Here is a 26,085-nt window from a genome sequence, read left to right as displayed (position 1 = left end):
CGGCTCTAATTATGTTCCTCAATACGACTCTTGGGGAACGAGATCGGACGGTTCGGGTTGCTATGCGGTGGTTTGACAGGCTGCTTCGCGTGATCCCCGGCCGGAAACGGGACTCAGAGTATCCGTACTTTCCTCGACTTTTCCGCCTTTTCCACCTTTAACCATAGCAGATGCGTCATTCCTGAGATTGAGAATGCTCTCTTTTTTTACCTGAAGTTTTTTCATAGGATTGGCAGTTTTCATTCCATAGACGATAATCCGATTTCAAAATAGAGAAATGTTATATGGAATAATCGTGTTAATTATAAATCGTATTTCGGGGTAATGCCTGTGTGACGGGTCGTTTGAAATTATTTGTAAATATATGAAATAAAAACAGGATGTACTGATTGTTTCTTCGCGAAATATGCCTTATATGGACTGCTATGGATTGAGCGGATATCTATTATAGGTATTCCGCATGAATTCTCTGGCCGGTCGCAGACAGGTCTCGTAACGGACGACGGTTCCGGGAGCGGAATTTGCTCCGGATGAGGCCTTGCGTTTCTCTCCATTCCGTCCGATTCCCTATCGCGCCGAATCCGTAAGACGTTGGCAGAAATGGCATCGGGATAGAGGTTCGAATTTATGCTCGTGGCTCTTATGTATAAAGCCCTGCAAATTGCATATTTGCAGGGCTTTATATTGTTATTCGGTGTGACTTGGCGGAGAGAACGAGATTCGAACTCGTGGTACGGGTTGCCCCGTACGTCGGTTTAGCAAACCGGTGGTTTCAGCCACTCACCCATCTCTCCGGGCACGCTTCCGGGAAGAGGTTTTCTCCCGAAAGGGTGTGCAAATATAGAATCTTTTTGGGGAACTACAAAGAATTGCGGACAAAATTTCCGGTTTCCCGACTTTCTCCGGCTCCGGAAGGGGCGGAACGAGCCGGCCGGACCCGGATTTTTTTCCGGCGGAATCGGGGTTCCGGCCGCAGATTTGCTTCGCGGCATTATGATTTTGCAATTTGATTTCGTACCTTTGTCCGATATTTGGCATGTAATGGCAACGAACGAAAAGGAGCTTCTCGAAGGCATTCGGGAGCAGGAATATAAATACGGATTTACGTCGGACATCGAGACCGAGACCATCGGCAAGGGATTGTCCGAAGAGGTCGTGCGCCTGATTTCGGCCAAGAAGGGCGAACCGGAGTGGATGACCGAGCGCCGTGTGGCGGCCTACCGCCACTGGCTGACGCTGGAGCCTCCGACGTGGGCGCACCTGACGATTCCGGAGATCGACTTCCAGGACATCATCTATTATGCGGCCCCCAAGCCCCGGAAGAAGCTCGGGTCGATGGACGAGGTCGATCCCGAACTGCGGCGCACGTTCGACAAGCTGGGCATTCCGCTCGAGGAGCAGATGGCCCTTTCGGGCGTGGCGGTCGATGCCGTGATGGACTCCGTTTCGGTGAAGACCACCTTCAAGGAGACATTGGCCGAGAAAGGCATCGTCTTCTGCTCGATTTCCGAGGCGCTGCGCGACTGCCCCGAGCTGGTGCGGAAGTACCTGGGGAGCGTGGTTCCCGCGACCGACAATTTTTATGCGGCGCTCAATGCGGCGGTCTTCTCCGACGGGTCGTTCTGCTACATCCCGAAGGGCGTGCGCTGCCCGATGGAGCTTTCGACCTATTTCCGCATCAACGCCGCCGGTACGGGGCAGTTCGAGCGGACGCTCATCGTGGCCGACGAAGGTTCCTACGTGAGCTATCTGGAGGGATGCACCGCGCCGCAGCGCGACGAGAACCAGTTGCACGCGGCCGTGGTCGAGATCGTCGTCGAACGCGACGCCGAGGTGAAGTATTCGACCGTGCAGAACTGGTATCCGGGCGACCGCGAGGGGCGCGGCGGCATCTACAACTTCGTCACCAAGCGCGGCATCTGCCGCGAGAACGCGCGCCTGTCGTGGACGCAGGTCGAGACCGGCTCGGCCATCACGTGGAAGTACCCGAGCTGCATCCTCGCGGGCGACAACTCCGTGGGCGAGTTCTACTCGGTCGCCATGACCAATAACTTCCAGCAGGCCGACACGGGTACGAAGATGATCCACGTCGGCCGCAACACGCGCAGCCGCATCGTCTCGAAAGGCATCTCGGCGGGCCGCAGCGAAAACTCCTACCGGGGGCTGGTCCGCATGGCCAAGGACGCGGAGAACGCCCGCAACTACTCGCAGTGCGATTCGCTGCTGATCGGCGACCGCTGCGGGGCGCACACCTTTCCCGTGATCGACAGCCGCAATGCGTCGGCCGTCGTGGAGCACGAGGCCACGACCTCGAAGATTTCCGACGACCAGCTCTTCTACTGCCGGCAGCGGGGGATTTCGACCGAAGATGCCGTGGGACTGATCGTGAACGGCTACGCCCGCGAGGTGCTGGCCAAACTGCCTATGGAGTTCGCCGTGGAGGCGCAGAAGCTCCTGGCGATCAGTCTCGAAGGGTCGGTCGGATAATGGCGGGGGAACGGAGTATGAAGGTCGTGGTGATAAACGGCAGTCCCCGGCGCGGGGGAGTGGTTTCGCAGATGCTCGGCCATGTGGTCGCCGCTCTGCCGCAGGATTGCACGGTCGAGAGTCTGACGGTCTGCGATCTGCGGGTCCGGCCCTGCACGGGCTGCATGCGGTGCCGGTCGCTGGGCCGCTGCGTGCTTCCGGAGGACGACGCCCACCGTGTCGCCGGGATGATCCGTGCGTGCGATGCGCTCGTCGTGGGTTCGCCCTGCTATTGGGGCAACATGAGCGGCGAGCTGAAGGTGCTGTTCGACCGGATGGTCTATGCGCTGATGGGCGAGCGGGAGAACGGTCTGCCGGTAGCGCTGCACAAGGGCAAGCGGGCCGTGCTGGTATCCGCGTGCAACACGGTCTGGCCGTTCAGCGTCTGGTTCCGCCAGACGGGCGGCGTGTTCCGTTCGCTGCGCGAGATTCTGCGCTGGAGCGGGTTCCGCGTCGTGGGGACCTTCGGCAAGGGCGGATGCCGCAAACACGGGGAGCTGACTCCCCGGGAGATTGGAAAATGTGAAAAACTGGCAAAGAGAATATGTTAAGCGTAAAAAATCTGCACGCCTCGGTCGATGGCAAGGAGATTCTCCGGGGTATCGACCTGGAGGTGAAGGCCGGCGAGGTGCACGCCATCATGGGGCCGAACGGCTCGGGCAAATCGACGCTCGCGTCGGTGCTCGCGGGTAACGAGAAGTTCACCGTCACCGAAGGTTCGGCGACCTTCATGGGGCGCGACCTGCTGGATATGTCCATAGAGGACCGGGCGCGTCTGGGGCTTTTCCTGGGTTTCCAGTATCCGGTGGAGATTCCGGGCGTCACGATGGCCGGCTTCATGAAGCTGGCCGTCAATGAGCAGCGCCGTTTCCGCGGCGAGGAGCCGCTTTCGGCCGCCGAGTTCCTGCGCCTGATGCGCGAGAAGAGCGCCGTCGTGGAGCTGCCCTCGAAACTGACGTCGCGCGCCGTGAACGAGGGCTTCTCGGGCGGCGAGAAGAAGAAGAACGAGATATTCCAGATGGCGATGCTCGCGCCGAAGCTGGCGATTCTGGACGAAACCGATTCGGGCCTCGACATCGACGCCCTGCGCATCGTCGCCACGGGCGTCACGAAACTCCATACGGCGGAGAACGCCACGGTGGTCATCACGCACTACCAGCGGCTGCTCGATTACATCGTCCCCGACGTGGTGCATGTCCTCTACCGGGGCCGCATCATCCATTCGGGCGACAAGTCGCTGGCGCTCCGGCTCGAAAAGGAGGGGTACGACTGGCTCATCAACGAATACGACCGGTGATGGAGGCTCTTCGCGACATACTCCGCACGTTCCGTCCGGTCGGCGGCGAAACGCTCCGCGTCGCCGGGAGCGGGGCGGAACCTTTCGCGGCGGTCGATCCCCGCGCGCTGCGCGTCGAGGCGGAGGCCGGCTCGTCGGCACACCTCGTCGTGCTTCATACGAAGGCCGACGCCGCCTCGCTGACCGTCGCACTCGGCGAGGGGGCGCAGTTGGAGCTGACGCACCTCTTCGCGGCCGAGGCTTTCGCCGAAGTGTCCGTCAGACAGTCCGCGCGCAGCCGCTGCCGCGTGACGACGGTGCAGCTCACCGGCGCCAACGCCTCCTACCGCATCGACCTCGACGGTGCGGAGGCCGAAAACTCGCTCGGCGGGGCCTTCCTGGCTGCGGACGGGGAGCATTGCGTCGTGACGCTGCACACGGCGCACAACGTTCCCGACTGCCGCAGCGATTCGGCGGTGAAGGGCGTCGCCGGCGGCCGGGCCGTGGGCGAGTTCCGCGGGCTGGTCTATGTGGCTCCCGGCGCCCAGCGCACCGATGCGCGGCAGCAGAGCCGCAACATTCTGCTGAGCCGCGAGGCCCGCATCACGACGCAGCCCCAGCTGGAGATCTATGCCGACGACGTGAAGTGTTCGCACGGCGCGACGGTGGGGCAGATGGACGCCGAGGCGATTCTCTACATGCGCCAGCGCGGGCTGAGCGAGGCGGACGCCCGCCGGTTGCAGATCGAGGGCTTCGTGGGCGACGTCGTGCGCCGGTGCGGTGTCGAGCCGCTCTGCGAGGCCGTGATGGAGATGGTTTCCGCCAAAATGGAACGGTTGTAGATTATGTTCGACGTCGAAAAAATACGCGGGGAGTTTCCGATTCTCTCCCGCAGGGTCTATGGGAAGCCGCTCGTTTACCTCGACAGCGGGGCGACGGCGCAGAAGCCCCGCTGCGTGATCGAGCAGGTCGATGCCCTCTACCGGGGGATGAACGCCAATATCCATCGCGGCGTGCACCTTCTCTCGGAGGAGGCCACCGAACGCTACGAGGCCGCCCGGAGCCGGATCGCCGCTTTCATCGGTGCTGCCGAACGCGAGGAGGTCGTCTTCACGGCCGGGGCCACGGCGTCGCTCAATACGGTCGCCTATGCCTGGGGCGAACGCTTCGTGCAGGCGGGCGACAACATCGTGGTCAGCGAGATGGAGCACCACTCGAACATCGTGCCGTGGCAGTTGCTGGCCCAGCGCAAGGGAGCCGAGATACGCATGCTGCCCTTCGACGACGACGGCCGTCTGCGGACGGAGTGTCTGCCGTCGCTCGTGGACGCCCGCACGCGGGCGGTCGCCGTCACGCAGGCGTCCAATACGCTCGGTACGCGGCCCGACCTGCGGCCCGTGGTCGAGGCGGCGCACGCCGTCGGTGCGGTGGTCGCGGTCGATGGCTGTCAGGGTATCGTGCACGGCGGGGCGAATGTCCGGGAGATGGGGTGCGACTTCTACGCCTTCTCGGGCCACAAGCTCTACGGTCCGACGGGAATCGGCGTGCTGTACGGCCGCCGGGAGCTGCTCGAGGCGATGCCGCCCTTTCTGGGCGGCGGCGACATGGTCGATCGCGTGACCTTCGCGGGGACGACCTTCGCCCCCGTGCCGCTCAAGTTCGAGGCCGGCACGGCCAACTTCGTGGGGGCCATCGCGCTGGGGCGCGCCGTGGAGTTCCTGCAGGAATCCGATCCGGCGGAGATCGAGGCGCACGAGACGGCGCTGCTGCGCCGCGCCACGGAACGCCTCTCGGCCATCGACGGGCTCCGGATTTACGGGACGACGGAAGACAAGTGCGCGATCGTCTCGTTCAACGTCGAGGGAGTGCATCCCTACGATATGGGCATGATCCTCGACAAGCTGGGGATCGCCGTCCGCACGGGGCAGCACTGTGCCGAGCCGGTGATGGACCATTACGCGACGACGGGCATGTGCCGCGCTTCGTTCGCCCTCTACAACACGCTCGGCGAGGCCGATGCGCTCGCCGACGGCGTGGCGCGCGCCGTGCGTATGCTGCGCTGAGAAACGATTGTTTGAAACCGACATAAAGTGACGTTATGTTTATCGTGCTCGAAGGTCTGGACGGTGCGGGTAAATCGACCCAGATCCGCCTGCTGCGCCGGCTGCTCTCGGAGCGGGGCGTGGAGAGCGAATACATCCATTTTCCGCGTTTCGACGCTCCGGTTTACGGCGAGCTGATCGCCCGCTTCCTGCGCGGCGGGTTCGGCGGCGTGAACGAGGTCGATCCCTATCTGGTGGCGCTGCTCTTCGCCGGCGACCGGGCCGATGCCGGACCGCAGATCCGGCGGTGGATCGCCGCGGGCAAGGCCGTCGTGCTGGACCGTTTCGTCTATTCGAACGTGGGGTTCCAGTGCGCCAAACTGCCTGCCGGGGAGGAGCGCGACCGGCTGATGCGCTGGATTCTCGACCTGGAGTTCGTCCATAACGGCCTGCCGCGCCCCGACCTGTCGCTGTTCCTCGACGTGCCCTTCTCGTTCACCGAGCGGAAGCTCTCCGGAATCCGCGAGGGCGACGACCGCGACTACCTGCAGGGCGGGCGCGACATCCACGAGGACGCCCTCGACCTCCAGCGGCACGTGCGCGAGGTCTATCTCGAGGCCGCTGCGTCCGACCCGCGGCTGCGGGTGGTCGATTGCAGCGACGCCGCAGGGGGCATGGAGACGCCCGAAGGCATCTTTTCGAAAATCCGCGACGCGCTCGCCCCGATTCTTACGACGCGATGAGAACGAGCCGAACATTCAAGCTGCTGGCCAACGTCTGCCGGTTGATCCTGGCCTGTACGTTCATCCTTTCGGGTTTTACGAAGGTGATCGACCCGTGGGGCACGGCGCTCAAGGTGAACGAGTACCTGTCGATCTACGGCATGGAGGCGCTCGAACCGGCCTCGATGACCTTTTCGATCTGGCTGTGCGGCGCCGAGCTGATGATGGGCTGCATGTTGCTCTTCAAGGTCCGCATCCGCCTGATTTCGATTTTCGCATTGGCGTCGATGCTCTTCTTCACGCTTCTCACGCTGCTGAGCGCCACGGTGATTCCCGTAGAGGACTGCGGCTGTTTCGGCGAAGCGCTGAAACTCTCGCCGTGGGAGACTTTCGTGAAAAACGTCGTGCTGCTGCCGATGGCTTTCGTGGTGTGGTGGCGTTACCGTCCTGACCGGATCTTCGCTTTCAAACCCGTGGAGATCGTGCTCACGTGCACCTTTTTCTGCCTCTCCATGTACCTGGGGTACTATTGCTATGTCCACCTGCCGCTGATCGACTTTCTGCCCTACAAGGTGGGGGTGAACATCGCCGGGGCGATGCGCGCCCCCGTGCCCGATGCGGGCGAGACGGAGACGGTGCTCGTTTACCGGAACCGCCTTACGGGCGAGGAGCGCGAATTTTCGCTCGACGAGACCGAATGGCAGGACGCCGAGACATGGGAGTGGGTCGATACCCGCACGACGGGCGAGGCCCCTGCGGTCGCTCCGCTCATCGGCGAATTCGCCCTGCGCGACGCCGGGGGCGACGCCACGGAGGAGGTGCTGTCCACGCCGGGACGTCTCTACATGCTCTGCGTCACGTCGTTCGACGCGTTGCCGCGCGGTTGCGCACGCCGCATGGCACGGCTCGTGGAGCGCGCTGCCGCCGAAGGTGCGCACGTCGTCTGCCTCACGCCCCAGCCGCTCTACGACGAGCCGTGGCACGACTTCGGCACGGGCAGGGTGCGCTGCTACAACATCGACGCTTCGACCATGAAGACGATGCTCCGCGCCCGGAACGGGCTGGTTGTGCTCGACGACGGCACTATCTCCGACAAACGCAACTGCCGCGACATCCGTCCGTAGTCCGCATGGCGCCGGCGCCGTGACGCCTCTCCGGCCGGATCTCTGCCGGGGGCGGATCGTCCGGCGTCCCCGCCGGTTCGGTATTTGCCTGCGTCCGTCCGGCGCCGGACGCGGCGGTTCCGTGCATGGCGGGCACGGTACGGCGGCCCGTTCGTATCACGCCGCCGCATGATGCGCGGGGGCGTTCGCCGGCCGTTTCTGCGGCCGTGCGGGGCAGGGTGCGAAGTGTGCGGATAAATTTGGCTTTGCGCGCCGGATGTATTATCTTTGCGAAGTTCGGAGGGAGGATCCGGTGCGGCCGCTTGCGATGGGACGTGTGCCGGCCGCGCTGTTTCCGGTCCCCTCTTTTAATTATGGAACGTATGCGAAAATTTCGGAATATCCTGCTCCCGCTCTTCGCGGCGTGTGCGCTGACGGCGCAGGCCGCGGAGGAGGATGCGGCGGCGGCCCTCGAACGCGGCCGCGACCTGTTCGATTTCGGACGCTGGAGCGATGCCCGGCACGAATTCCTGCGTGCCCGGGCGGCATCGGACCCGGCGGACCGCACGACGGTCGAGGAGATCGACTTCTACCTGGCCGCCTGCGCCGTGGAGCTGGGCAGCGCCGATGCCGAAGGGGCGCTCCGGGACTTCGAGGAGCGTTATCCCGGCTCCGTTTACGCCAACGACGTGCGTTTCGCGCTAGGGTCGTTCTACTGCTCCGCGGGTAACATGCGCGAGGCCCGGGAGGCGTTCGAACGGACCGAGTACAGGGCCCTGAGCGCGCCGCGCCGCGAACAGTACGACATCCGGATGGGGTATGTGGAGTTCACCGACGGCGATTACGAGGCGGCCTACGGGCATTTCGACCGGATCGGCAGCCGCAGCGAGTACGCCGACCACGCGCTCTACTACAAATCCTATATCGACTATGCCGAAGGACGGTCCGGCCGGGCGAAGCAGGGCTTCACGCAGCTTGCACGCAGCGACGCCTACCGGGACGTCGTTCCGTTCTATCTGATGCAGATCGAATTCCGCGAGGGCAACTACCGCTATGTCGTGGAGCAGGGGCCGGAACTGGCCCGGAAAGCCGTTCCCGAGCGCCGCGCCGAACTCGAGCGCGTGACGGCCGAATCGTGGTTCCGGCTGGAGGACTACAACAAGACCCTCGAACACCTCGATGCCTATGCCGAGGCGGGCGGCGAGATGGACCGCGACGCCAGCTACCTGCGCGGTTTCGCGCTCTATCGCACGGCCCGTTACGACGAGGCCGCCGAGTGGCTCCGCCGGGCTTGCGGCGCGGAGGACGCGCTGACGCAGAACGCTTCGTACCACCTGGCCGACTGTTACCTGCGTGCCGGGGACAAGGAGGCTGCTATGCAGGCCTTCGCAATGGCGTCGGACGAGGCGCTCGACGCCGCGATCGCCGAAGACGCCCTGTTCAACTACGCCAAGTTGCAGTACGAACTGGGCGGCGGCGCTTTCAACGGCGCGATCAACATGCTGACACGCTACATCGACCGCTATCCTTCGTCGCCCCGCGCCGGGGAGGCCCGGACGCTGCTCATCGCCGCCTATTACAATTCGCGCGATTACGATGCGGCCTACCGAGCCATCCGGTCGATGCCTTCGACCGACGCCGACATTCGTGCCGCGTTGCAGAAGATCACCTATTTCCGGGCGCTGGAGGCTTACGGCGAAGGCGACTTGCAGGCCGCACAGCGCTACCTGGCGGAGTCCGCGGCGGCGAACGTCAGTCCCAAATACGCCGCGCTCAACGATTTCTGGCAGGGCGAGATCGCCTTTGCGCAGGGGGATTATCCGGTCGCCGCAGCCAAATACAACGCCTATCTGCGGCGGGCGCCGCGGTCGGCGCGTGAATACGCCCTGGCGTGGTACAATCTCGGCTACTGCGCTTTCGACCGCGACGACATGGCGCAGGCGCGGAGCGCGTTCGGCCGTTTCCTCGACGCCTACGCCCCGCGCGACCGTTACCGGGCCGATGCCTTCAACCGCGTGGGCGATGCGGCCTATGCCGAGCGGAAGTTCGACGAGGCAGTCGCGTCGTACGACCGGGCCATCGCGCTCGGCACGCCCGAGATGCACTACGCCCGGTACAAACGGGCCGTCACGCTCGGCATTCTGGGCCGTGCCTCCGAGAAGCAGCAGGCCCTGCGGCAGATCATCGCCGACGGCGAGGGCGATTACGTGAGCGAAGCCTCCTACGAACTGGGGCGCAGCTTCATCGCGCAGGAACGCTATGCCGACGGCGCCGCGCAGCTCGAACGCTTCGTGGCCGACTATCCCTCGTCGCCCCGCCGTGCGCAGGCATTGTCCGATCTGGGGCTGGCCTACCTCAATCTGGGCGACCGCGAGAAGTCGCTCCGCTATTACGACATGGTCGTCGGATCCTCGCCGCAATCCTCCGAAGCGAAGGAGGCGATGCAGGGCATCCGCGAGATCTACGTCTCCGAGGGGCGTGTGGACGATTACTTCGACTACGCCTCCCGGGCAGGCGTGGAGAGCGACCTTTCGGCGCAGTCGCGCGACTCGCTGTCGTTCGTCGCGGCGCAGAACCTCTATCTGGCCGACAAGCCCGAGGCGGCGGCCCGGTCGCTCCGCGATTATGTCGAGAACTACCCGAAAGGATACTACCTGACCGATGCGCTCTACTACCTGAGCGACTGCTACCTCCGCACGGGAGCCCGTGACGAGGCCATCGGGACGCTGACGACGCTCGCCGACCGGGGGCAGAACCGCTATACGGAGCAGGTGCTCGAAAAGCTCTCCGAGCTGACCTTCGCCGACAAACGCTACGACGAGGCAGCTTCGGCCTACCGCCGGCTCTACGACGCCGCGACGACCCGTTCGGGCCGGGAGGCCGCCATGACGGGGTATGTGCGCGCCACGGTGGCCGGGGGCGACGGCGAGCGGATCGCCGCGATGGCGGCCGACGTGGCGGAGCATCCGGATGCGGGAGCCACGGCGCTGCGCGAATCCAAATACGCCTGGGCCGGGCAGCTGCGGGCCGGGGGCCGCAAGGCGGAGGCCGTGAAGCTCTACAAGGAGCTCGCCTCCGAGGTGAAGACCCGGCAGGGGGCCGAAGCGGCCTATTATGTCATCGAATCGCTCTTCGAGGGCGGCGATCTGGATGCGACCGAAAAGGCCGTCTTCGCCTTCTCCGAGCGGGAGCCGGACTCCTACTGGCTGGCCAAGGCCTTCATCCTGCTGGGCGACGTCTATGTTCGCAAGGGAGACAATTTCCAGGCGCGTGCCACCTACCAGAGTGTCGCCGACGGCTATACGCCTGCGGACGACGGCATCGTGGACGAGGCGAAGGCGCGAATCGCAAAACTGAACTGACGATGAAAAGAGTGATATTTGCCGCCTTCGTGCTGGCGGCGCTGCCGCGTCTGGCCGCGGCTCAGGTGGAGAAACAGGTCGAAGTGACCAAGGCCTACGTGCCGCGCGTCGAGGGCGCGTCGAAGCTGCCCGTCGAACCCGACATGACCGATACGACGCGTCTGCGTCCCGAGATCGACTACTCGATCACCCCGCTGTCGCTGCGCACGTCGCTCACCACGCGGCCGATCCGGCCCGCCACGGTGACCTACTGGGAGTTCAACCGTCCGCTGCCGTTCTACCTGAAAGCCGGCGCGGGCTATCCGCTCAACTCGGTGCTGGACTTCTACGCCACGACGCAGAACCCTTCGACGGGCTATCTTATGGGGTATGTCAATCACGAGGGGCGCTATGCCGACATCCGCAACGTGTTCGGTGTCGAAAACAACTCCGTGCGCATGACGAACCGCGCCGGTGTCGCCGCGGGCAAATACCTCGGCAGGCATGTTCTCGAAGGGGAGCTTTCCTACGACAACCGCATGTACCACCGCTACGGGGCGTTCGTCTCGCCGGATGCCGAATCGCTCTTCGTGCCCGGCGCGGCGGTCGATTTCGGCGACGCGAACATCGACCTGCGCATCGGCGACGACTTTCAGGATCTGAGCCGCACGAATTTCGAGGTGGCCTTCCGCGGAGGTATGTTCTTCGACCATTCCGAATGGCCCGAGGCGTACGGGGAGAATGCCCGGCAGTTGACGCTGGAGGGACACGGCCGCATCGCCCGTGCATTCGGGCGGAGCAGCCTCTCGGCGACTCTCGGCTACGAATACCTCCGGGGACAGCGCTCCGCCTCCGGTTACGACCAGGGATTGCTGCATGTCGCGCTGCGCTACGGTTTCGCGGGCGGCGTCGTGCGGCTGGAGGTCGGGGCGGACTTCTACCGCGACAGGGTGGAGGCGGCGGCCGATCCCGAGCCGGTCGTCACGACGGGGAATTACCTCATTCCCTTCGCGCACTTCGATTTCAATCTCGGTACGCCGGGGCTGAAACCCTTTCTCGAGGTGGACGGCGGGGTTTCGGACAACAGCCTCCGGTCGCTCATGCGGAAGAATCCGTATGCCGCTCCGCAGTGGCTCGACAAGAGTTCGGTGGATTATTGCGGCCGGTTCGGCCTCGGGGGCAGCCTGTGGCGCAACCGCTTCGGGTATCGGCTCTATGCCGGAGTCACGATCCACGACAACCGTCTCTACTGGGCGGCATACCGCGAACTGTCGGACGACGGCGCGGGCGGCAGCACGGGGGAGGCGTTTCCGGCGGTGTTCTTGCCGCTCACGGGCCGTCAGACCGTCACTTCGTTTAACGGCGAGGTGGAATACCGCCCGCTGAGCGTGCTGACGTTCGATCTGGGCGTGCACGGCTATCTTTACAACGACGAGGAGGACTGGAATAACGGCGCGCCCTCCTTCGCGGGGAACGTCGGCGTGCGGTACGAGGGCCGCAAGGTGGGCTTCGGCGTCGAGGCCCGGATGCAGAGCGAACGCAGATGGATGCTTCTGACCTCGGGTCCGGCCTCCGGAACGGATGCGGGTCCGGTCTCCGTCTCTTCGTTCGAGGCGCCGTTCGGGGTCGATCTGCGCGTGGATTTCGACTGGAAGGTGTCGGGCCGCGTGGCGATTTTCGCCGAGGGCCGGAACCTGCTCGACCGCGAACTTTACGAATATCCGTGGTTCCCTGAGTCGGGGGCCCGTTTCACGGTGGGCGTGAAGGCCAATTTCTGATGCCGCCGCTTCGTCGCGCGGCATGGCCCGATACGTCCGAAAGATCGGTATTTCCGGCTCGTCGGTACAACGAGCCGGATTTTTTACTATCTTGTCTTGCGGAAAACCATTATACACACAGATATTATGAAACATGCAATGCCCGAGCTTCCCTATGCGTTGGAAGCACTTGCTCCGAAGATGAGCGCGGAGACGTTCGAATACCACTACGGGAAACACCTGCAAACATACGTGGACAACCTGAACCGGCTGATCGCCGGCACGCCCTACGAGGAGATGTCCCTCGAGGAGATCATCCGCAAGGCGGACGGCGGCATCTTCAACAACGCCGCGCAGACGTGGAACCACACCTTCTTTTTCCGGATGCTGACGCCCGACCGGCATCCCGTGCCCGGGAAGCTCGCCGAGCGCCTCGCGCGGGATTTCGGATCGGTCGAGGAGTTCAAGAAACAGTTCACCCAGGCCGCCGTGGGACTTTTCGGTTCGGGATGGGTATGGCTCGCGGCCGACAAGTCGGGCAAACTCTCGATCGTGCCCAAGTCCAATGCGGGCAATCCGCTGACGGACGGTCTGCGGCCCGTCATGACGATCGACGTCTGGGAACATGCCTACTATATCGACTACCGCAACCGCCGCGCCGACTTCGTGGCGGCCTTCTGGGAGCTGATCGACTGGCGCAAGGTGGCCGACCGCTGCATCCCGAAGCGTTACAAGTGCACGGCGTGCGACTATGTCTATGATCCCGAAAAGGGTGATCCCGAAACGGGCATCGCACCGGGCACGCCCTTCGAGGAGATTCCCGCCGACTGGACCTGCCCGCTGTGCGGCCTCTACAAGGATGCCTTCCGCGCGATCGAAGAGTGATCCCGACGCCGGACGCCGGGTTGGGCGGGACTCCGGATACGAAAAATCCCCGGTGCAATGCGCATCGGGGATTTTCTGTTCGTGTTCGTCGTCCGGCGTCGTCAGAAGACGAACTTCTCGGCCTTCATTTCGCCGAGCTGGTGGATGCGCGGCACGAGGGTCGTGAAGTGCGAAGCCTGCTCGTGGGCGGCGAGCGCCTTGGCGTCGCTCCACGTCTCGCAGATCATCAGCACGTCGCGGCGCGTCGCGCTTTCGAACAGGTCGTAGGCCACGCAGCCCTCGTCCTTGAGCGAAGCGGCTGCGAGCTCCTTGACCGTCGAGATCAGCTCTTCGCGGTTGCTGTCCGTCGTGCGGATAAATACGTTCAGTCTTATCATGGCTTTTCGATTTATTGGTAAAACAAAAAGGGTGAGCTCCTTATATCGCACCGCTACGACCACATACCCTTGCTCGATTCCTCGCCTGGGGGATTCTGTAGGAGCTGGTCGTATAAGACTCACCCGGCTGCAAAAGTAGGAATTTTTTGTATCTTTGCAAAAATTTTTTCCGAGATGCGCAAAAAAACTTTGTTTTGGCTCGCTGCGGCGCTGTTCGTTCTGGGAGCGGCGGCCTTCGGCGTGGGATGGTCGCAGTTCCGGGGCAATGCCGTGACGGAGGAGTGCGAACTCTTCGTCGGGTCGTGTGCCACGTACGGGGAGCTGACCGATTCGCTGATGCCCCGTCTCAGACACCGGGCGGCCTTCCGCCGTTACGCCCGGCGGCTCGATCTCGAGAATGCCTTCCGTCCCGGGCACTATGTGCTGCGTCCCGGCATGAGTGTCGTCGAGGTGGCGCGGATGCTCAAATTGGGGTTGCAGACGCCCGTGCGCATCGCGGTCAATAACGTGCGCACTCCGGAACAGTTGGCCCGGAAACTCGCGCGGCAGATCGACGCCGATTCCGCGGCGATCATGCGGGCGCTCGCGTCGAAGGAGCTGGCCGCCGAGGTCGGCTTCGACACCCTGACGCTCTTTTCCATGTTCATTCCCGACACGTACGAGGTCTGGTGGACCGTCTCGCCCGAGGAGTTCGTGCGCCGCATGAAACGCGAGTACGACCGTTTCTGGACTCCGGAGCGCGATGCCCTGCGGGCGCGCAGCGGCCTGTCGCGGCTCGAGGTGATGACCCTCGCCTCGATCGTCTATGAGGAGACGCGCAAGACGGACGAGATGCCCCGCATCGCCGGGGTCTATATCAACCGCCTGCGCCGGGGCATTCCCTTGCAGGCCGACCCGACGGTGAAGTATGCCATGCGGGATTTCGGCCTGCGCCGGATTCTCTACCGCCATCTGAAGTATCCGTCGCCCTACAATACGTATGTCAATAAGGGGCTGCCGCCTTCCCCGATCTGCATGCCCGGCAAGAACGCGATCGACGCCGTGCTGAATTTCGAGGAGCACGACTACCTGTTCTTCTGCGCACGGCCCGCGTTCGACGGCTACCACAACTTCGCCCGGACGCTCCGCGAGCACAATGCCAACGCCCGGGCCTACAGCGCCGAGCTGAACCGCCGGAAGATCCGGTAGCTCCGCGGAAACCCCTCCGGTCCTTTGCCGGATTTTTCCCGGCGCTCCCTCCGGCCGCGGCGGCATTCGCCGTCTCTCCCGGGGGCCGTCCCATATCGTTGGGGGCCGTTCTGTTCCGTCCGTCCTGCGGCCCGGCCCGTTCCTCCCGTTTCCCGGCCTCCGCATCCGGAGCGGGCCTGAATCCCGCATCCGGGCCGGCGCTGCGGAGAGAAAACGCCGCCGAATCGTGCGTATTTCCGATATTTTGCCTATCTTTGTTCCCCTATGCTTACGAAGATATACGAACGGAACCCTTCGGAGAAGGAGTTGCAGCGGGTCGTGGACGTGCTCGAGCGAGACGGAATCGTCATCTATCCCACCGACAGCGTCTATGCCTTCGGCTGTTCGCTCCGTTCGCCCCGGGCCATCGACCGTCTGCGCCGCATCCGCGGAAAGAGCAGCGGCGAGCTGGCCGTGGTCTTCGGGAGCATCGCGCAGATCGCGGAGTACTGCCGCGTGGACAACGCCGCCTTCCGGACGCTCAAACGCAACCTGCCGGGCCCTTTCACCTTCGTTCTTGCGGCTTCGTCGCGCGTGCCGGACAAGGCCCTCGAGCGGCGGCAGACCATCGGCGTCCGCATTCCGGCCAATGCCGTGGCGCGGGCGGTCGTCTCGGCGCTGGGTTGTCCGCTCGTCACCGCCTCGGTCCGCGAGGACGGCGAGGCGGAGTACACGACCGATCCCGAACTCATCCACGAGCGTTACGGCCGCGAGGTGTCGCTGGTGATCGACGGCGGGACGGGCGACTGCGTGCCTACGACGGTGGTGGACCTCACGGGCGGGGAACCCGAGGTGCTGCGCGAGGGGCGGGGCGAATTACGGTAGGACAATCGAAATCAAACGGTATAACATGGAAAAGACAAATTTCTGGAACGATGCCGCCAAGTGGGGCGCGGTCATGGCGCTGGTACAGATCGTCTTCACGACGGCGGGGCTTTTCTGGCGTTCGTCGCTGCTGTCGCTCGTGTCGGTGGCGGTGTTCGTCGTGCTGCTCTTTTTCTTCACCAAACGCCGCGTGCTGCTCTACGGCCGCGGGGAGAACGGTTACGGGTACGGACAGTGTATGAAATACATCTTCTGGATGATGTGCTTCTCGGGCGTGCTGATCGGCGCGTGGGAGATCGTCGCGCGCAACGTTCTTTTCGCATCGCGCTATGAGACGCTGCTCGGCGAGAGCCTGAAGGCGATGGCGTCGCTTTACAGCGAGGCGCAGCTCGAAATGGCCGTCTCGATGGCACGGACGATGTTCTTCTCGCCGATCTGGGTGGTCGTGCTCTCGGTGCTGGGCGCCGTCGTGCAGGGCTGCTTCTTCGGACTGTTCGTCTCGGCCTTCACCAAGCGGGACGTCGTCTGGGTGAAGCATGCGGAGGATTCCGCGGAACGTAAGGATTCGTCGGATGAGTAGGCCCGACATATCGGTCGTCGTGCCGCTTTACAACGAGGCGGAGTCGCTGCCCGAACTGGTCGCGTGGATCGACCGCGTGGCGGAAGGGCACGGACTGTCCTACGAGGCGATTCTCGTGGACGACGGTTCGTCGGACGCTTCGTGGGAGGAGGTCGAGCGGCTCAAGACGCGCTATCCGGCGCTTCGGGGCATTCGCTTCGCCCGCAACTACGGCAAGTCCGCGGCGCTCTACTGCGGATTCGCGGCGGCGGCGGGGGAGGTGGTCGTGACGATGGACGCCGACCTCCAGGATTCGCCCGACGAGATTCCCGAACTGCGCCGCATGATCCTCGAGGAGGGTTACGACCTGGTGTCGGGCTGGAAAAGGAAACGCCACGACCCCGTGGGCAAGCGATGGCCCAGCAAGTTCTTCAACTGGACGGCCCGCGCCGCCACGGGTATCCGCCTCCACGACTTCAACTGCGGCCTGAAGGCCTACCGGTCGAAGGTCGTCAAGTCGATCGAGGTTTACGGCGAGATGCACCGCTTCATTCCGGTGCTCGCCCGGCAGGCGGGGTTCCGGCATATCGGCGAGAAGGTCGTCGATCACCATGCGCGCAAGTACGGCCGTTCGAAATTCGGCATGGAGCGCATGGTGAAGGGCTACCTCGACTTGATCACGGTTCTTTTCATGTCCCATTTCGGCCGCTCGCCCATGTATTTCTTCGGCGGGCTGGGGACGCTGATGTTCCTGCTGGGCGGGGGAACGACGGTGTGGATCATCGTCGGGAAGCTCTGGAAGCAGGCCCACGCGCTGCCGCTGCGCCCCGTGACCGAGCAGCCGCTCTTCTATCTGGCCATCCTCGCCGTGATTCTCGGCGTGCAGCTTTTCCTGGCCGGATTCCTCGGGGAGCTGATCAACCGCGGTTCTTCGGACCGCAACAAATACCTGATCGACAAAACGCTGGATTAAATGATACAACGCATTCAAACACTCTATCTGCTGATCGTGACGGCCCTGGTCGCCGTCATGCTTTTCGCGCCGCTGGCGTGGTTCGCCGGCCAGGCCGGCGAATACGGGCTGTACGCCTTTTCGTTGCGGAGCGCCGACGGTACGCTCGCGCAGCCGACCCTCTATCTGGGCATCCTGCTGGCGCTCGCCGCCGCGCTGCCGCTCGTGACGATCTTTCTCTACCGCCGCCGCCTGCTGCAAATCCGCCTCTGCGTGGCGGAGATGGTGCTGCTCGCGGGGGCGGTCGTGATGGAGGGCGTCTATTATTTTCTGAGCGGCCGTCTTTTCGCCGGCATGGCGTTCCACACGCAGGGCTTCAAGCCCGCGATCGCCCTGCCGCTGGTGGCGCTGCTCTTCGCCTTTCTGGCCGCACGTGCGATTTTCCACGACGAACTGCTCGTGCGTTCCGCCGACCGGATTCGCTGACCCGCACCGTTTCCGAGCCCGGATCATGCCTTTGGGGCGTGCTCCGGGCTTTTGTCTCCGTTATTTTGCCGGTTCGGTGTGAATTTTGTGTTACGGATATTGCGGATTCGGAAATTAACTTTAACTTTACGACTGAATATCGCTGTTATGTAACGATTTGATAGCTATATGCGTAATACGACATGCTTTTTTAACTTAATTTTAAGCCCTATGAGAAAGATGAGTTTCTGGAAAACGTTGTTCTGCTCGGCGATGGCGGTTGCCGCCTTCTCCGCATGCTCGGACGACGACACGAATGACGGCGGTTACGAGGGTATTCCCGAGATCACCGTCGATGGGGGGGGGGCGGCCACTATTGCAGGGTCGCTCGCCGGAGGTAAGATCGAGCAGTCCGTCGAGGTCGTTTCGAAGGGTGACTGGACCCTGTCCTTCGACAAGGCGGACGACCAGACATGGTGCACGCCGAGCGCCTTGTCGGGCAAGACGGGCACGACGCAGCTTTCGTTCACGCTCGCCGCGGCCGAGACCGAGCGCCAGGCTTCGATCACGCTGACCGCCACGGGTTATGTCGAGGGCATTCCCGTAACGAAGAAGGCTTCGATCACCGTCAAGCAGAACGAGGGCGGTACGACGACGGTTGAAACCAACGTCAAGGAGATCCGCGATCGACTGGATTTCCCGGTGGACAACGCGAGTGGAACGGCCAATGCAAAGGAGATCACCGAGTCGATGGTGATTACCGGTATTGTCGTATCCGATTATGTGGGCAACAATATCAACAATCACCAGATCATGCTGACGGACGACACCGCCGAGCCGGGGGCCGGTCTGATGATTCGTTTCAAGGGGTATGTGGGCGATAAGGATACGGACTATCACCTGACCCGCGGTTCGATCGTTTCGTTCGATCTGAAGGGCGGTTTCTCGAAGTCATATTATGACACCTATCAGGTGCAGTTCGAAGCCGATCCTGATATCGAGATTCTCGACGCTTCCGACAATACGCCCGAGGCGATCGAGGTTTCCGATCCTGCGAAACTGATCGACTACCAGTCGCAGTATGTGAAGGTCTATTCGCAGCCGATCGAGTCGATCCGCGGCGAAAAATATTACGATCCTCAAGTCGCTTCTTCTGGATATGTGAACCGGGTTTTTGAAACTAAGAACGGTTCGACTTTCCAGTTGTCGTTCAACAGTTATTCCTCATCGTGGGCCAATTCCATCGAGATTCCCGCGAAGGCCGGTTACATCAAGGGCTGTGTGTCGATCAATCAGGGGGCAGGCAATATTTCGCCCCGCAATGCTTCGGATTTGGAGGGTATGACCGAGGACTTGTTCACCGTCTCCACGGAATATACCAAGACGACGATCGACCAGCTCGGAGAGGGCAACTACGAGATCGAAGATGCGACCATCGTCGGTGTTCACCAGAAGGCCGTCATGTTCGCGCAGGAGAACTCCGGGACGGTCAATTATGTGCTCGCTTTCGAAAACAACTGGCAGGATCAGACCGCCAATCCCTATATCGGCGCTGTCGGTAAGACCGCTACCGTGAAGGGTGAGAGCGCCCTGCGCTACGGTCTCTACCAGTTCTCGAATTTCGAGGTGACGACGGGCGGCGATTCTTCGCTCGCTCTGCCCGAGCCCGAGACGTTCGATGCCGAGGCCATCGAGAAATACGCTTCGGAGATCAAGGCCGACGAATCGAAGGCCGCTTACAAGTACGTGAAGGTTTCGGGTATCCTCGGTATCGAGAAGGGTGCTTCTTACAATACCTATACGCTGGAAATTCCGGGGCTGACGACGGTGAAGACCGTGGCGTTCGCTTACGGTCTGGATTCCTATTTCGAGGGACTCGAGAGCGGGGATGTGGTGGATGCCACCGGTTTTGCTCTCGGTTACGATACTTCGAGCTCCAAACTGAACATCCTGCTTCGTGAGATTGATGCGAATACGACGACTCCGGCCGTGACGTTCACGAAGGAGCCGGAACCTTTTGCCGCAACGGATCCGCAGCAGCAGACGCTTCCCTATGTTGTGGCTAATGTTGCAGCTTCGGAGGTTACCTTTGAGATTGTGGGCACGAATGCCGACAAGTTTACGGTCGTAAGCCATACCGATAAGGATGTTGTCGTAAATGCAGCCGGAAATAACGAAACAGATGCCGCCTACACGGCTACTTTGGAAGCGAAAGTTGCGGGCAAAACGCTGGCATCTGTCGAGTTAAAGCAATCAAGCGTTTCTTCGGGCGAGGAGAAAGTATATACTTGGATGAACGGTTTGCTTCCTACTAAGGACGATTCGAAAGAGAACTATTACTATTCCAGTTCGAAAGTTGCCGCTAATGGCTCGGAAGCAGTTCCCATGTTGCGTTTAGGTAAGAGTAAATATGCCGGGGCATACACGACTCCTGCTCTTGGTGTTACGGGAGACAAGAAATTGTCATTCTATGCTGTTGGTTGGAAAGGTGCAGATGCTACGGTATATATCCGTGTAAACGGGGGGGGGAGCGTCTCCGGTTCTCCTGTTACGGCAATCAGTAATGATGGTTATTCTGGTAGAGGCAATTCGTTTACGATGACTTTGACCGATGATGATTATCATACGCTGGAATTGACTGGATTAACTGCGGAATCAACGATTACCATTTCGACTTCGGAAAATTTTAAGGGTGAATCGGATTCGGCGAATAAGAGTCGTGCGGCTATTATTGGGTTGCAAATCTATTAATTGATTGATTTTTTGTAGAAAACCACTCTTGGCGGGCAGGGTCCCGCCAAGAGTTTGGTTTCTTTGGATGCGAAGGCTGAAATAGCGAAATTTTCCGGATGACATTGAATAGTAAAATGATAGGCATGTGGCTGTTTGCCGCCTGTATGCTTATCCTGTTCGCGGGATGCGACGGCAAGGACGAAGGGACCGACAGGGAGTCCCGTGCGATGCTCGTGGCAGAGACCGTGAACTATTCGACTACGACGAACAGCATTACGACCGAAGGCGCCCGCGGGGTGACTTTCCGTGCCGTGATTTCCGCGGAGGAGGATGCCGCCTGGTGTTCGTTCGCTTTGACCGAGCCGCTGACGGAAACGGGCGGCGAGGCGGGATCTCCCGTCTTCATCTACTTGCAGAAAAACGGGACGGACGAGGACCGTACGGCCCGGATCGACATGACCTTCTCCGACGGATACGCCGTCCGGCTCGAAATGACCCAGCGGTCGGCCGGTTCGACGATCGTTTACGACTACGAGCGCTCCTGGGCCGAACAGCCCGTTCTCCGGGAGGATGCCGATTTCATCTACAAAACCTATTACACGACGCTTGCCACGACCGAATACGCCACGGGCGGGTACAGACGCAACTATTCGATCTGCTACGACCGTGCGAAACACGTGTCGCGCTGGGTCGCCTATCCGGTGCATTACTGTTACACGACGCCCTTCTTCGAACGGACGAACGACTGGGCTTTCGACCCCAACGACCAGTTGCCCGAGATTCCCCGTGAGGATCAGCAGTATATTCTCAAGGGCTACGGTTCCTACGGGTACGACCGGGGGCACATGCTGGCCTCGGCGACGCGTTACAATACGCGGGCGACCAATGCGATGACCTTCTACGCGACCAATATGATGCCGCAGAGCAGCCGTTTCAACCAGGGTATCTGGGCGACGCTCGAAGGCAAGGAGCGCGACTGGGGGCCGGAACGGGAGAAGACCGGCGGTAAATACCTCAATTACGATACGCTCTACGTGGTGACGGGTACGGAGTTCCTCACGGACAAGACGATCGACAACCGGAACGGCCCGATCGCCGTGCCGTCGCATTGCTGGAAGGTGATGCTGCGCCAGCGTGGCAACGAGAACCGGCCGATTTCGGACTTCTCGGCCGACGAGCTGAAGGCCGTCGGATTCCTCTTCACGAACGACAGCGACGGCGCCGCCACCTCGCTCCGCGAAGCGGCCTGCACGGTCGAAGAGATCGAGAAGCTGACGGGATTCACGTTCTTCCGCAACCTCGACCCCGACGTGGCCCGGGAGGTGAAAGGCAGCTACGATCCCGGCGACTGGCCCGGCCTTTAGATCCGATTATAATTCCGACAAATCTTAATGACAAGCTTTATGAAGAAAATCCTTTTGACAGGTCTGTTTGCCGTGCTCATCGCGGCAGGCTTTGCGCAGAAGCCCTACAAAGTGGTCTTCTACAACTTCGAGAACCTGTTCGACACGATCGACGATCCGGGTGTGAACGACACGGAGTTCACGCCCGAGGGGCCGAAGAAGTGGAACGCGTACAAGTACGCGAAGAAGATCGGCAACCTGGAGCGCGTGCTGTTCGACATCGCCTCCGCGGACGGAGATTTCCCGATCGTGATCGGCGTTTCGGAGGTCGAGAACCGCTCGGTGATGGAGGACGTGATCGCCACCCCGAAGCTTTCGAAGGGCAACTACCGGATCGTGCACTACGATTCGCCCGATCTCCGCGGTATCGACGTGGGTTTCTACTACCGTCCCGACGTCTTCAAACTCGAAGGCAGCGCAGCCATTCCGTTCCGGATGCCCGACATGCCCGATTTCCGTACGCGCGATTTCGTGACGATGTGGGGCACGATCGAGGATGAGCCGTTCTTCTTCCTCGTGAGCCACTGGCCCTCGCGTCTGGGCGGCCAGGCCGCTTCGGCATCCAAGCGCATGGCCGCCGCCGAGCAGGTTCGCGCGATCGTCGATTCGGTGCAGCGTGCCGATCCCGCCACGAAGGTGGTCGTGATGGGCGACCTGAACGACGATGCCACCGATCGGAGCATCGTCGAGGGACTCCGTGCCAAGGGCCGGATCGGCGAGGTCGGTCCGGGCGACATGTTCAACCCCTTCATTGCGCTGCTCAAGGCGGGATACGGTTCGCTGGCCTACCGCGACGACTGGAACCTGTTCGACAACATCATCGTTTCGGACAACCTGGCCACGGGTTCGACCGGCGAGCTGAAGATCCGGCCCGTCGGCGATACGAAGTTCTACGGAGGCATCTTCCGCCGTCCCTACATGATCCAGAAGGAGGGGCAGTACAAGGGCTATCCGCTCCGGACGTTCGTGGGCAACAATTTCCAGGGCGGTTTCAGCGACCACCTTCCGGCCTATATCTACATTGCAAAATAACACCCTAAAATATGTGTATGAAACTGAAAGTTTTCCTTTTTCTGATGCTCGCGGCCGTGACCGCCTCCTCCTATGCGCAGGAGGGAGGCATCCGCGGCAAGGTGGTTTCGCGCAACGGACGCGCGGCGCTGAGCGACGTGGAGGTGACCATCGAATCGCTGGGCCTCACCGCCCGGACGAACCGGGATGGTGAATTTCTCTTCGAGAACCTGCCTGCCGGCGACTATACGGTGCAGTTCTCGACGCCCGAGTTCGAGGACCTCGAAGTGATGGTCCGCGTGAGCGACGAGTTCGTCCGCGACCTCAAGTCGGTGGTGATCGTGCCGACGGGCATGTTCTCCACCGTGGACGGAGCGGTTTTCGCCGAGTCGGACGATGACGCCGTGTCCGACATGCAGGCGCTGCCCGGAAAGCTCTCCTCGTCGAAGGACCTGTTCAGCAATATCGCCTCGTACCGTTTCAGCGAGATGCGTTTCAACGTCCGCGGTCTCGATGCGCAGTATTCGGACATCATGCTCAACGGCATCCGTTTCAACGACGCCATGACGGGCTACGGCCCCTGGTCGTTGTGGAGCGGCCTGAATGACGCGACGCGCAACCAGGAGAATGTCACGGGGCTGGAGATGATGGATTACGGCATCGGCGGCATCGGCGGCATGACCAACATCAACGCCCGCGCTTCGCAGATGCGCAAGGGATTCCGCGTGAGCGTGTCGAACGCCAACCAGCTCTACCGCTTCCGGGCGATGGTCTCCTACGCTTCCGGACAGCTCGACAACGGCTGGTCGTACGCCTTCTCGTTCGGAACGCGTCAGGGCGGCAACGGCTATGTGGACGGAATCTACTATAACGCCTATTCCTATTTCGCGTCGGCCGAGAAGCTCTTCGGCGACAATCACCGGCTGGGCCTTACGATCATGGCTTCGCCCACGGAGCGCGGTGCGCAGCAGGCCTCGACCGACGAGGCTTACGCCCTGTTCGGCAACAACTACTACAATCCCAACGTGGGTTATCAGGCGGGCAAGCTCCGCAACTCGCGCGTGCGCGACATGCACGAGCCGATCGTGATGCTGACCTATACGTGGGACATGTCCGAGCGCACGCGGCTGAACGCCGCCACGTCGCTCCGCTTCGGCAAGAACGGTTATTCGGCACTGACATGGAACGGAGGACCCGACCCGCGCGGCGACTACTACCGCTACCTGCCGTCGTACGCCTTCGGACAGGTCATTCCGGGCGAGACGTCGGACCAGACGATCTATTTCGATACGCAGAAGGCGCTCGAGCGCGCGATGGCGTGGACGGGTATGCTCGACTTCGACGACTTCTATTCGAAGAACAAGTACATCGACACCGAGCTGAAGAACATCCCCGGGCTGGAGGAGCTGGCCGGCAAGCAGTACCGCTCGAACTACATCCTCGAGGAGCGTCATACCGACCAGATCGACTACAATTTCGCCGCCAGCGTGCAGCACGAGATGCGTAACGACATGCGGATTCTGGGCGGCGTGAACCTGCGCGCCAACCGGACGTGGTATTACGACGAGATCAAGGACCTGATGGGCGGCGACTATTGGTACGACATCGACAAATTCGCCGAGCGCGACATGTCGAGCACCCTGGCGGCCCAGAACGATCTGGACTACTACGAGGCCACGGGCCACGCCCGCATCGCCCGCGAAGGCGACAAGTTCAGCTACAACTACCGTGCACACCTGTTCGAGGGCAATGCCTGGGCGCTCTATTCGTGGCGCACCGGCGGTTTCTCGATGAGCGTGGCCGGCGAGCTGGGCTACTCTTCGATGTACCGCGAGGGTCTTTGGCGCAAGGGGCTCTTCCCGAACAACTCGAAGGGCGATTCGAAGACGCTCGACTACCTGACCTATACGGCCAAGGGCAACTTCGGCTACAAGTTCTCGCGCGCCCACTCGCTCGAGGCCAACGTCGCCGTCATGCAGCAGGCTCCCAAGTTCGCCACGGCGTTCGTTTCGCCCCGTACGCGCAACACCACCACGCCGGGCCTGAAGGCCGAAAAGATTTTCGGCGTCGATCTGACCTACAACCTCAATCTGCCGTATGTCAAGGCCCGCGTTTCGGGATACTATACGACCTTCGAGGACCAGTCCAAGGTCATCTCCTTCTACGACGACACGCGCAGCTCGTTCACCAACTTCGCCATGAGCGGCATCGACAAGCGCCACTACGGTCTCGAGCTGGGACTCTCGGTTCCCGTCTGGAACGGCCTTTCGGTGGTCGGCGCCATGAGCTGGGGCGACTACACCTATACGTCGAATCCCGACTTCGTGCAGACGGTGGACAACGTGGACAAGATCGTGCTGCGCGACAAGGTGTCGTGGGACGGCTACCACGTGGAGAGCACCCCGCAACTGGCGCTGAACGTCGGACTGGACTACCGCGGTCCGCAGAACTGGTTCGCCTCGGTGAACTTCAACTACTACGATGACCTTTACCTCTCGATGAACCCCATGTACCGCACGGCCAAGGCCATCGAATACTACACGAACATCCTTTCCAGCTCGACCTCCACTACCGAACAGCAGGTGTCGGCCCTGCGGTCGATCAAGACGATCCGCGCGCAGGAGCGTTTCGACGGTGTTTATACGCTGAGCGCCAGCGTGGGCAAGAACTGGTATATCCGCCGCGACTACATGCTGGGCTTCAGCCTCGAGGTGAAGAACATTCTCAACAACCAGGATATCCATACCGGCGGTTACGAGCAGATGCGTATGAACCGCGTGCGCGCCAGCAACGGCGAGACGCGTTACAGCCGTTTCGATTCGAAGTATTTCTACATGCTGGGTACGAACTACTATCTGAATGTCTATTTCCGATTCTAACC

The 26,085-nt window shown here is 61.8% G+C and carries 21 protein-coding genes, 1 tRNA gene and 1 other RNA gene; 19 read left to right on the top strand and 4 right to left on the bottom strand.

The annotated features are described in order from the left end of the window. Positions 1-60: 60 nt before the first annotated feature. A complete protein-coding gene (locus KB554_RS05380) occupies positions 61-225 on the bottom strand; it encodes a hypothetical protein (RefSeq protein ID WP_211035128.1) in 165 nt (54 codons plus the stop codon). Between the two features lie 477 nt (positions 226-702). Further along, positions 703-794: transfer RNA gene (locus tag KB554_RS05375), tRNA-Ser, on the bottom strand. A 247-nt stretch (positions 795-1,041) separates the two neighbouring features. Between KB554_RS05375 and sufB the strand changes: the two genes are divergently transcribed. From sufB to KB554_RS05325, 10 genes are all read left to right on the top strand, one after another. Further along, positions 1,042-2,487 (top strand): Fe-S cluster assembly protein SufB, encoded by a 1,446-nt coding sequence (gene sufB / locus KB554_RS05370; RefSeq protein WP_141427545.1) that lies wholly within the window; start codon positions 1,042-1,044, stop codon positions 2,485-2,487. A gap of 17 nt (positions 2,488-2,504) precedes the next feature. Continuing rightward, positions 2,505-3,077 carry a flavodoxin family protein gene (locus KB554_RS05365; protein ID WP_141427543.1) on the top strand — a complete coding sequence of 191 codons (573 nt, stop codon included), beginning with the start codon at positions 2,505-2,507 and terminating at the stop codon, positions 3,075-3,077. Next, positions 3,071-3,823 (top strand): Fe-S cluster assembly ATPase SufC, encoded by a 753-nt coding sequence (gene sufC / locus KB554_RS05360; RefSeq protein WP_141427541.1) that lies wholly within the window; start codon positions 3,071-3,073, stop codon positions 3,821-3,823. Before KB554_RS05365 ends, sufC begins: the two co-directional genes overlap by 7 nt. Further along, positions 3,823-4,644, top strand: coding sequence for a SufD family Fe-S cluster assembly protein (locus tag KB554_RS05355; RefSeq protein ID WP_211035127.1), 822 nt, complete (start codon positions 3,823-3,825; stop codon positions 4,642-4,644). Before sufC ends, KB554_RS05355 begins: the two co-directional genes overlap by 1 nt. A gap of 3 nt (positions 4,645-4,647) precedes the next feature. Continuing rightward, positions 4,648-5,865: a SufS family cysteine desulfurase gene (locus KB554_RS05350; RefSeq protein WP_211035126.1), complete on the top strand. Its 1,218-nt coding sequence runs from the start codon at positions 4,648-4,650 to the stop codon at positions 5,863-5,865. 35 nt (positions 5,866-5,900) lie between these two features. Continuing rightward, positions 5,901-6,587, top strand: a complete 687-nt coding sequence (locus tag KB554_RS05345) for a thymidylate kinase (RefSeq protein ID WP_211035125.1) — start codon at positions 5,901-5,903, stop codon at positions 6,585-6,587. Next, on the top strand, positions 6,584-7,690 hold the full coding sequence (locus tag KB554_RS05340; protein WP_141427532.1) for a BT_3928 family protein: 1,107 nt from the start codon (positions 6,584-6,586) through the stop codon (positions 7,688-7,690). The genes KB554_RS05345 and KB554_RS05340 overlap by 4 nt, the downstream gene beginning before the upstream one ends. Before the next feature lie 362 nt (positions 7,691-8,052). Beyond that, positions 8,053-11,031, top strand: coding sequence for a tetratricopeptide repeat protein (locus KB554_RS05335; RefSeq protein ID WP_211035124.1), 2,979 nt, complete (start codon positions 8,053-8,055; stop codon positions 11,029-11,031). 2 nt (positions 11,032-11,033) lie between these two features. Beyond that, on the top strand, positions 11,034-12,788 hold the full coding sequence (locus KB554_RS05330; RefSeq protein WP_211035123.1) for a hypothetical protein: 1,755 nt from the start codon (positions 11,034-11,036) through the stop codon (positions 12,786-12,788). 126 nt (positions 12,789-12,914) lie between these two features. Beyond that, positions 12,915-13,652 carry a Fe-Mn family superoxide dismutase gene (locus tag KB554_RS05325; RefSeq protein ID WP_141427526.1) on the top strand — a complete coding sequence of 246 codons (738 nt, stop codon included), beginning with the start codon at positions 12,915-12,917 and terminating at the stop codon, positions 13,650-13,652. Positions 13,653-13,753: 101 nt separating this feature from the next. Here the strand turns inward: KB554_RS05325 and KB554_RS05320 are convergent, their stop codons facing one another. Together KB554_RS05320 and ffs are read right to left on the bottom strand one after the other, a co-directional pair. Next, positions 13,754-14,029 (bottom strand): putative quinol monooxygenase, encoded by a 276-nt coding sequence (locus KB554_RS05320; RefSeq protein ID WP_141427524.1) that lies wholly within the window; start codon positions 14,027-14,029, stop codon positions 13,754-13,756. A 26-nt stretch (positions 14,030-14,055) separates the two neighbouring features. Further along, an RNA gene (gene ffs / locus KB554_RS05315) (signal recognition particle sRNA small type) lies at positions 14,056-14,154 on the bottom strand. Positions 14,155-14,203: 49 nt separating this feature from the next. Between ffs and mltG the strand changes: the two genes are divergently transcribed. The 9 genes from mltG (at position 14,204) to KB554_RS05270 (ending at position 26,083) form a co-directional block, all read left to right on the top strand. After that, complete coding sequence (gene mltG, locus KB554_RS05310; RefSeq protein WP_141427522.1) at positions 14,204-15,217, top strand: endolytic transglycosylase MltG; 1,014 nt, start codon at positions 14,204-14,206, stop codon at positions 15,215-15,217. 264 nt (positions 15,218-15,481) lie between these two features. Continuing rightward, positions 15,482-16,081 (top strand): L-threonylcarbamoyladenylate synthase, encoded by a 600-nt coding sequence (locus KB554_RS05305; RefSeq protein ID WP_141427520.1) that lies wholly within the window; start codon positions 15,482-15,484, stop codon positions 16,079-16,081. 25 nt (positions 16,082-16,106) lie between these two features. Continuing rightward, on the top strand, positions 16,107-16,661 hold the full coding sequence (locus KB554_RS05300; protein ID WP_141427518.1) for a DUF4199 domain-containing protein: 555 nt from the start codon (positions 16,107-16,109) through the stop codon (positions 16,659-16,661). Beyond that, entirely contained in the window at positions 16,654-17,613 is a 960-nt protein-coding gene (locus KB554_RS05295; protein WP_141427516.1) for a glycosyltransferase family 2 protein, read from the top strand. The genes KB554_RS05300 and KB554_RS05295 overlap by 8 nt, the downstream gene beginning before the upstream one ends. Beyond that, positions 17,614-18,078: a DUF4293 domain-containing protein gene (locus KB554_RS05290; RefSeq protein ID WP_141427514.1), complete on the top strand. Its 465-nt coding sequence runs from the start codon at positions 17,614-17,616 to the stop codon at positions 18,076-18,078. A 210-nt stretch (positions 18,079-18,288) separates the two neighbouring features. Beyond that, positions 18,289-20,808: a DUF5689 domain-containing protein gene (locus KB554_RS05285; protein WP_211035122.1), complete on the top strand. Its 2,520-nt coding sequence runs from the start codon at positions 18,289-18,291 to the stop codon at positions 20,806-20,808. 125 nt (positions 20,809-20,933) lie between these two features. Further along, positions 20,934-22,154: a DNA/RNA non-specific endonuclease gene (locus KB554_RS05280; RefSeq protein ID WP_242116299.1), complete on the top strand. Its 1,221-nt coding sequence runs from the start codon at positions 20,934-20,936 to the stop codon at positions 22,152-22,154. Positions 22,155-22,193: 39 nt separating this feature from the next. Next, complete coding sequence (locus KB554_RS05275; RefSeq protein WP_141427508.1) at positions 22,194-23,225, top strand: endonuclease/exonuclease/phosphatase family protein; 1,032 nt, start codon at positions 22,194-22,196, stop codon at positions 23,223-23,225. 17 nt (positions 23,226-23,242) lie between these two features. Then, entirely contained in the window at positions 23,243-26,083 is a 2,841-nt protein-coding gene (locus tag KB554_RS05270) for a carboxypeptidase regulatory-like domain-containing protein (RefSeq protein WP_211035120.1), read from the top strand. Positions 26,084-26,085: the final 2 nt, after the last annotated feature.

The sequence above is a fragment of the Alistipes sp. Marseille-P2263 genome, assembly GCF_018101075.1.
In the GTDB taxonomy this organism is placed as follows: Bacteria; Bacteroidota; Bacteroidia; order Bacteroidales; family Rikenellaceae; genus Alistipes; species Alistipes dispar.
This window is presented reverse-complemented; position numbering and strand designations above follow the sequence as displayed.

Excerpts from the sequence above, each read along its gene's own strand:
- KB554_RS05280 (WP_242116299.1), top strand. The coding sequence starts at position 20,934 with ATGTGGCTGTTTGCCGCCTGTATGCTTATCCTGTTCGCGGGATGCGAC.
- KB554_RS05365 (WP_141427543.1), top strand. The coding sequence starts at position 2,505 with ATGAAGGTCGTGGTGATAAACGGCAGTCCCCGGCGCGGGGGAGTGGTT.
- KB554_RS05270 (WP_211035120.1), top strand. The coding sequence starts at position 23,243 with ATGAAACTGAAAGTTTTCCTTTTTCTGATGCTCGCGGCCGTGACCGCC.
- KB554_RS05335 (WP_211035124.1), top strand. The coding sequence starts at position 8,053 with ATGCGAAAATTTCGGAATATCCTGCTCCCGCTCTTCGCGGCGTGTGCG.
- KB554_RS05275 (WP_141427508.1), top strand. The coding sequence starts at position 22,194 with ATGAAGAAAATCCTTTTGACAGGTCTGTTTGCCGTGCTCATCGCGGCA.
- KB554_RS05345 (WP_211035125.1), top strand. The coding sequence starts at position 5,901 with ATGTTTATCGTGCTCGAAGGTCTGGACGGTGCGGGTAAATCGACCCAG.
- KB554_RS05305 (WP_141427520.1), top strand. The coding sequence starts at position 15,482 with ATGCTTACGAAGATATACGAACGGAACCCTTCGGAGAAGGAGTTGCAG.
- KB554_RS05330 (WP_211035123.1), top strand. The coding sequence starts at position 11,034 with ATGAAAAGAGTGATATTTGCCGCCTTCGTGCTGGCGGCGCTGCCGCGT.
- KB554_RS05295 (WP_141427516.1), top strand. The coding sequence starts at position 16,654 with ATGAGTAGGCCCGACATATCGGTCGTCGTGCCGCTTTACAACGAGGCG.
- KB554_RS05380 (WP_211035128.1), bottom strand. The coding sequence starts at position 225 with ATGAAAAAACTTCAGGTAAAAAAAGAGAGCATTCTCAATCTCAGGAAT.
- KB554_RS05320 (WP_141427524.1), bottom strand. The coding sequence starts at position 14,029 with ATGATAAGACTGAACGTATTTATCCGCACGACGGACAGCAACCGCGAA.
- KB554_RS05350 (WP_211035126.1), top strand. The coding sequence starts at position 4,648 with ATGTTCGACGTCGAAAAAATACGCGGGGAGTTTCCGATTCTCTCCCGC.
- KB554_RS05355 (WP_211035127.1), top strand. The coding sequence starts at position 3,823 with ATGGAGGCTCTTCGCGACATACTCCGCACGTTCCGTCCGGTCGGCGGC.
- mltG (WP_141427522.1), top strand. The coding sequence starts at position 14,204 with ATGCGCAAAAAAACTTTGTTTTGGCTCGCTGCGGCGCTGTTCGTTCTG.
- KB554_RS05325 (WP_141427526.1), top strand. The coding sequence starts at position 12,915 with ATGAAACATGCAATGCCCGAGCTTCCCTATGCGTTGGAAGCACTTGCT.
- KB554_RS05285 (WP_211035122.1), top strand. The coding sequence starts at position 18,289 with ATGAGAAAGATGAGTTTCTGGAAAACGTTGTTCTGCTCGGCGATGGCG.
- KB554_RS05290 (WP_141427514.1), top strand. The coding sequence starts at position 17,614 with ATGATACAACGCATTCAAACACTCTATCTGCTGATCGTGACGGCCCTG.
- KB554_RS05300 (WP_141427518.1), top strand. The coding sequence starts at position 16,107 with ATGGAAAAGACAAATTTCTGGAACGATGCCGCCAAGTGGGGCGCGGTC.
- sufC (WP_141427541.1), top strand. The coding sequence starts at position 3,071 with ATGTTAAGCGTAAAAAATCTGCACGCCTCGGTCGATGGCAAGGAGATT.
- sufB (WP_141427545.1), top strand. The coding sequence starts at position 1,042 with ATGGCAACGAACGAAAAGGAGCTTCTCGAAGGCATTCGGGAGCAGGAA.
- KB554_RS05340 (WP_141427532.1), top strand. The coding sequence starts at position 6,584 with ATGAGAACGAGCCGAACATTCAAGCTGCTGGCCAACGTCTGCCGGTTG.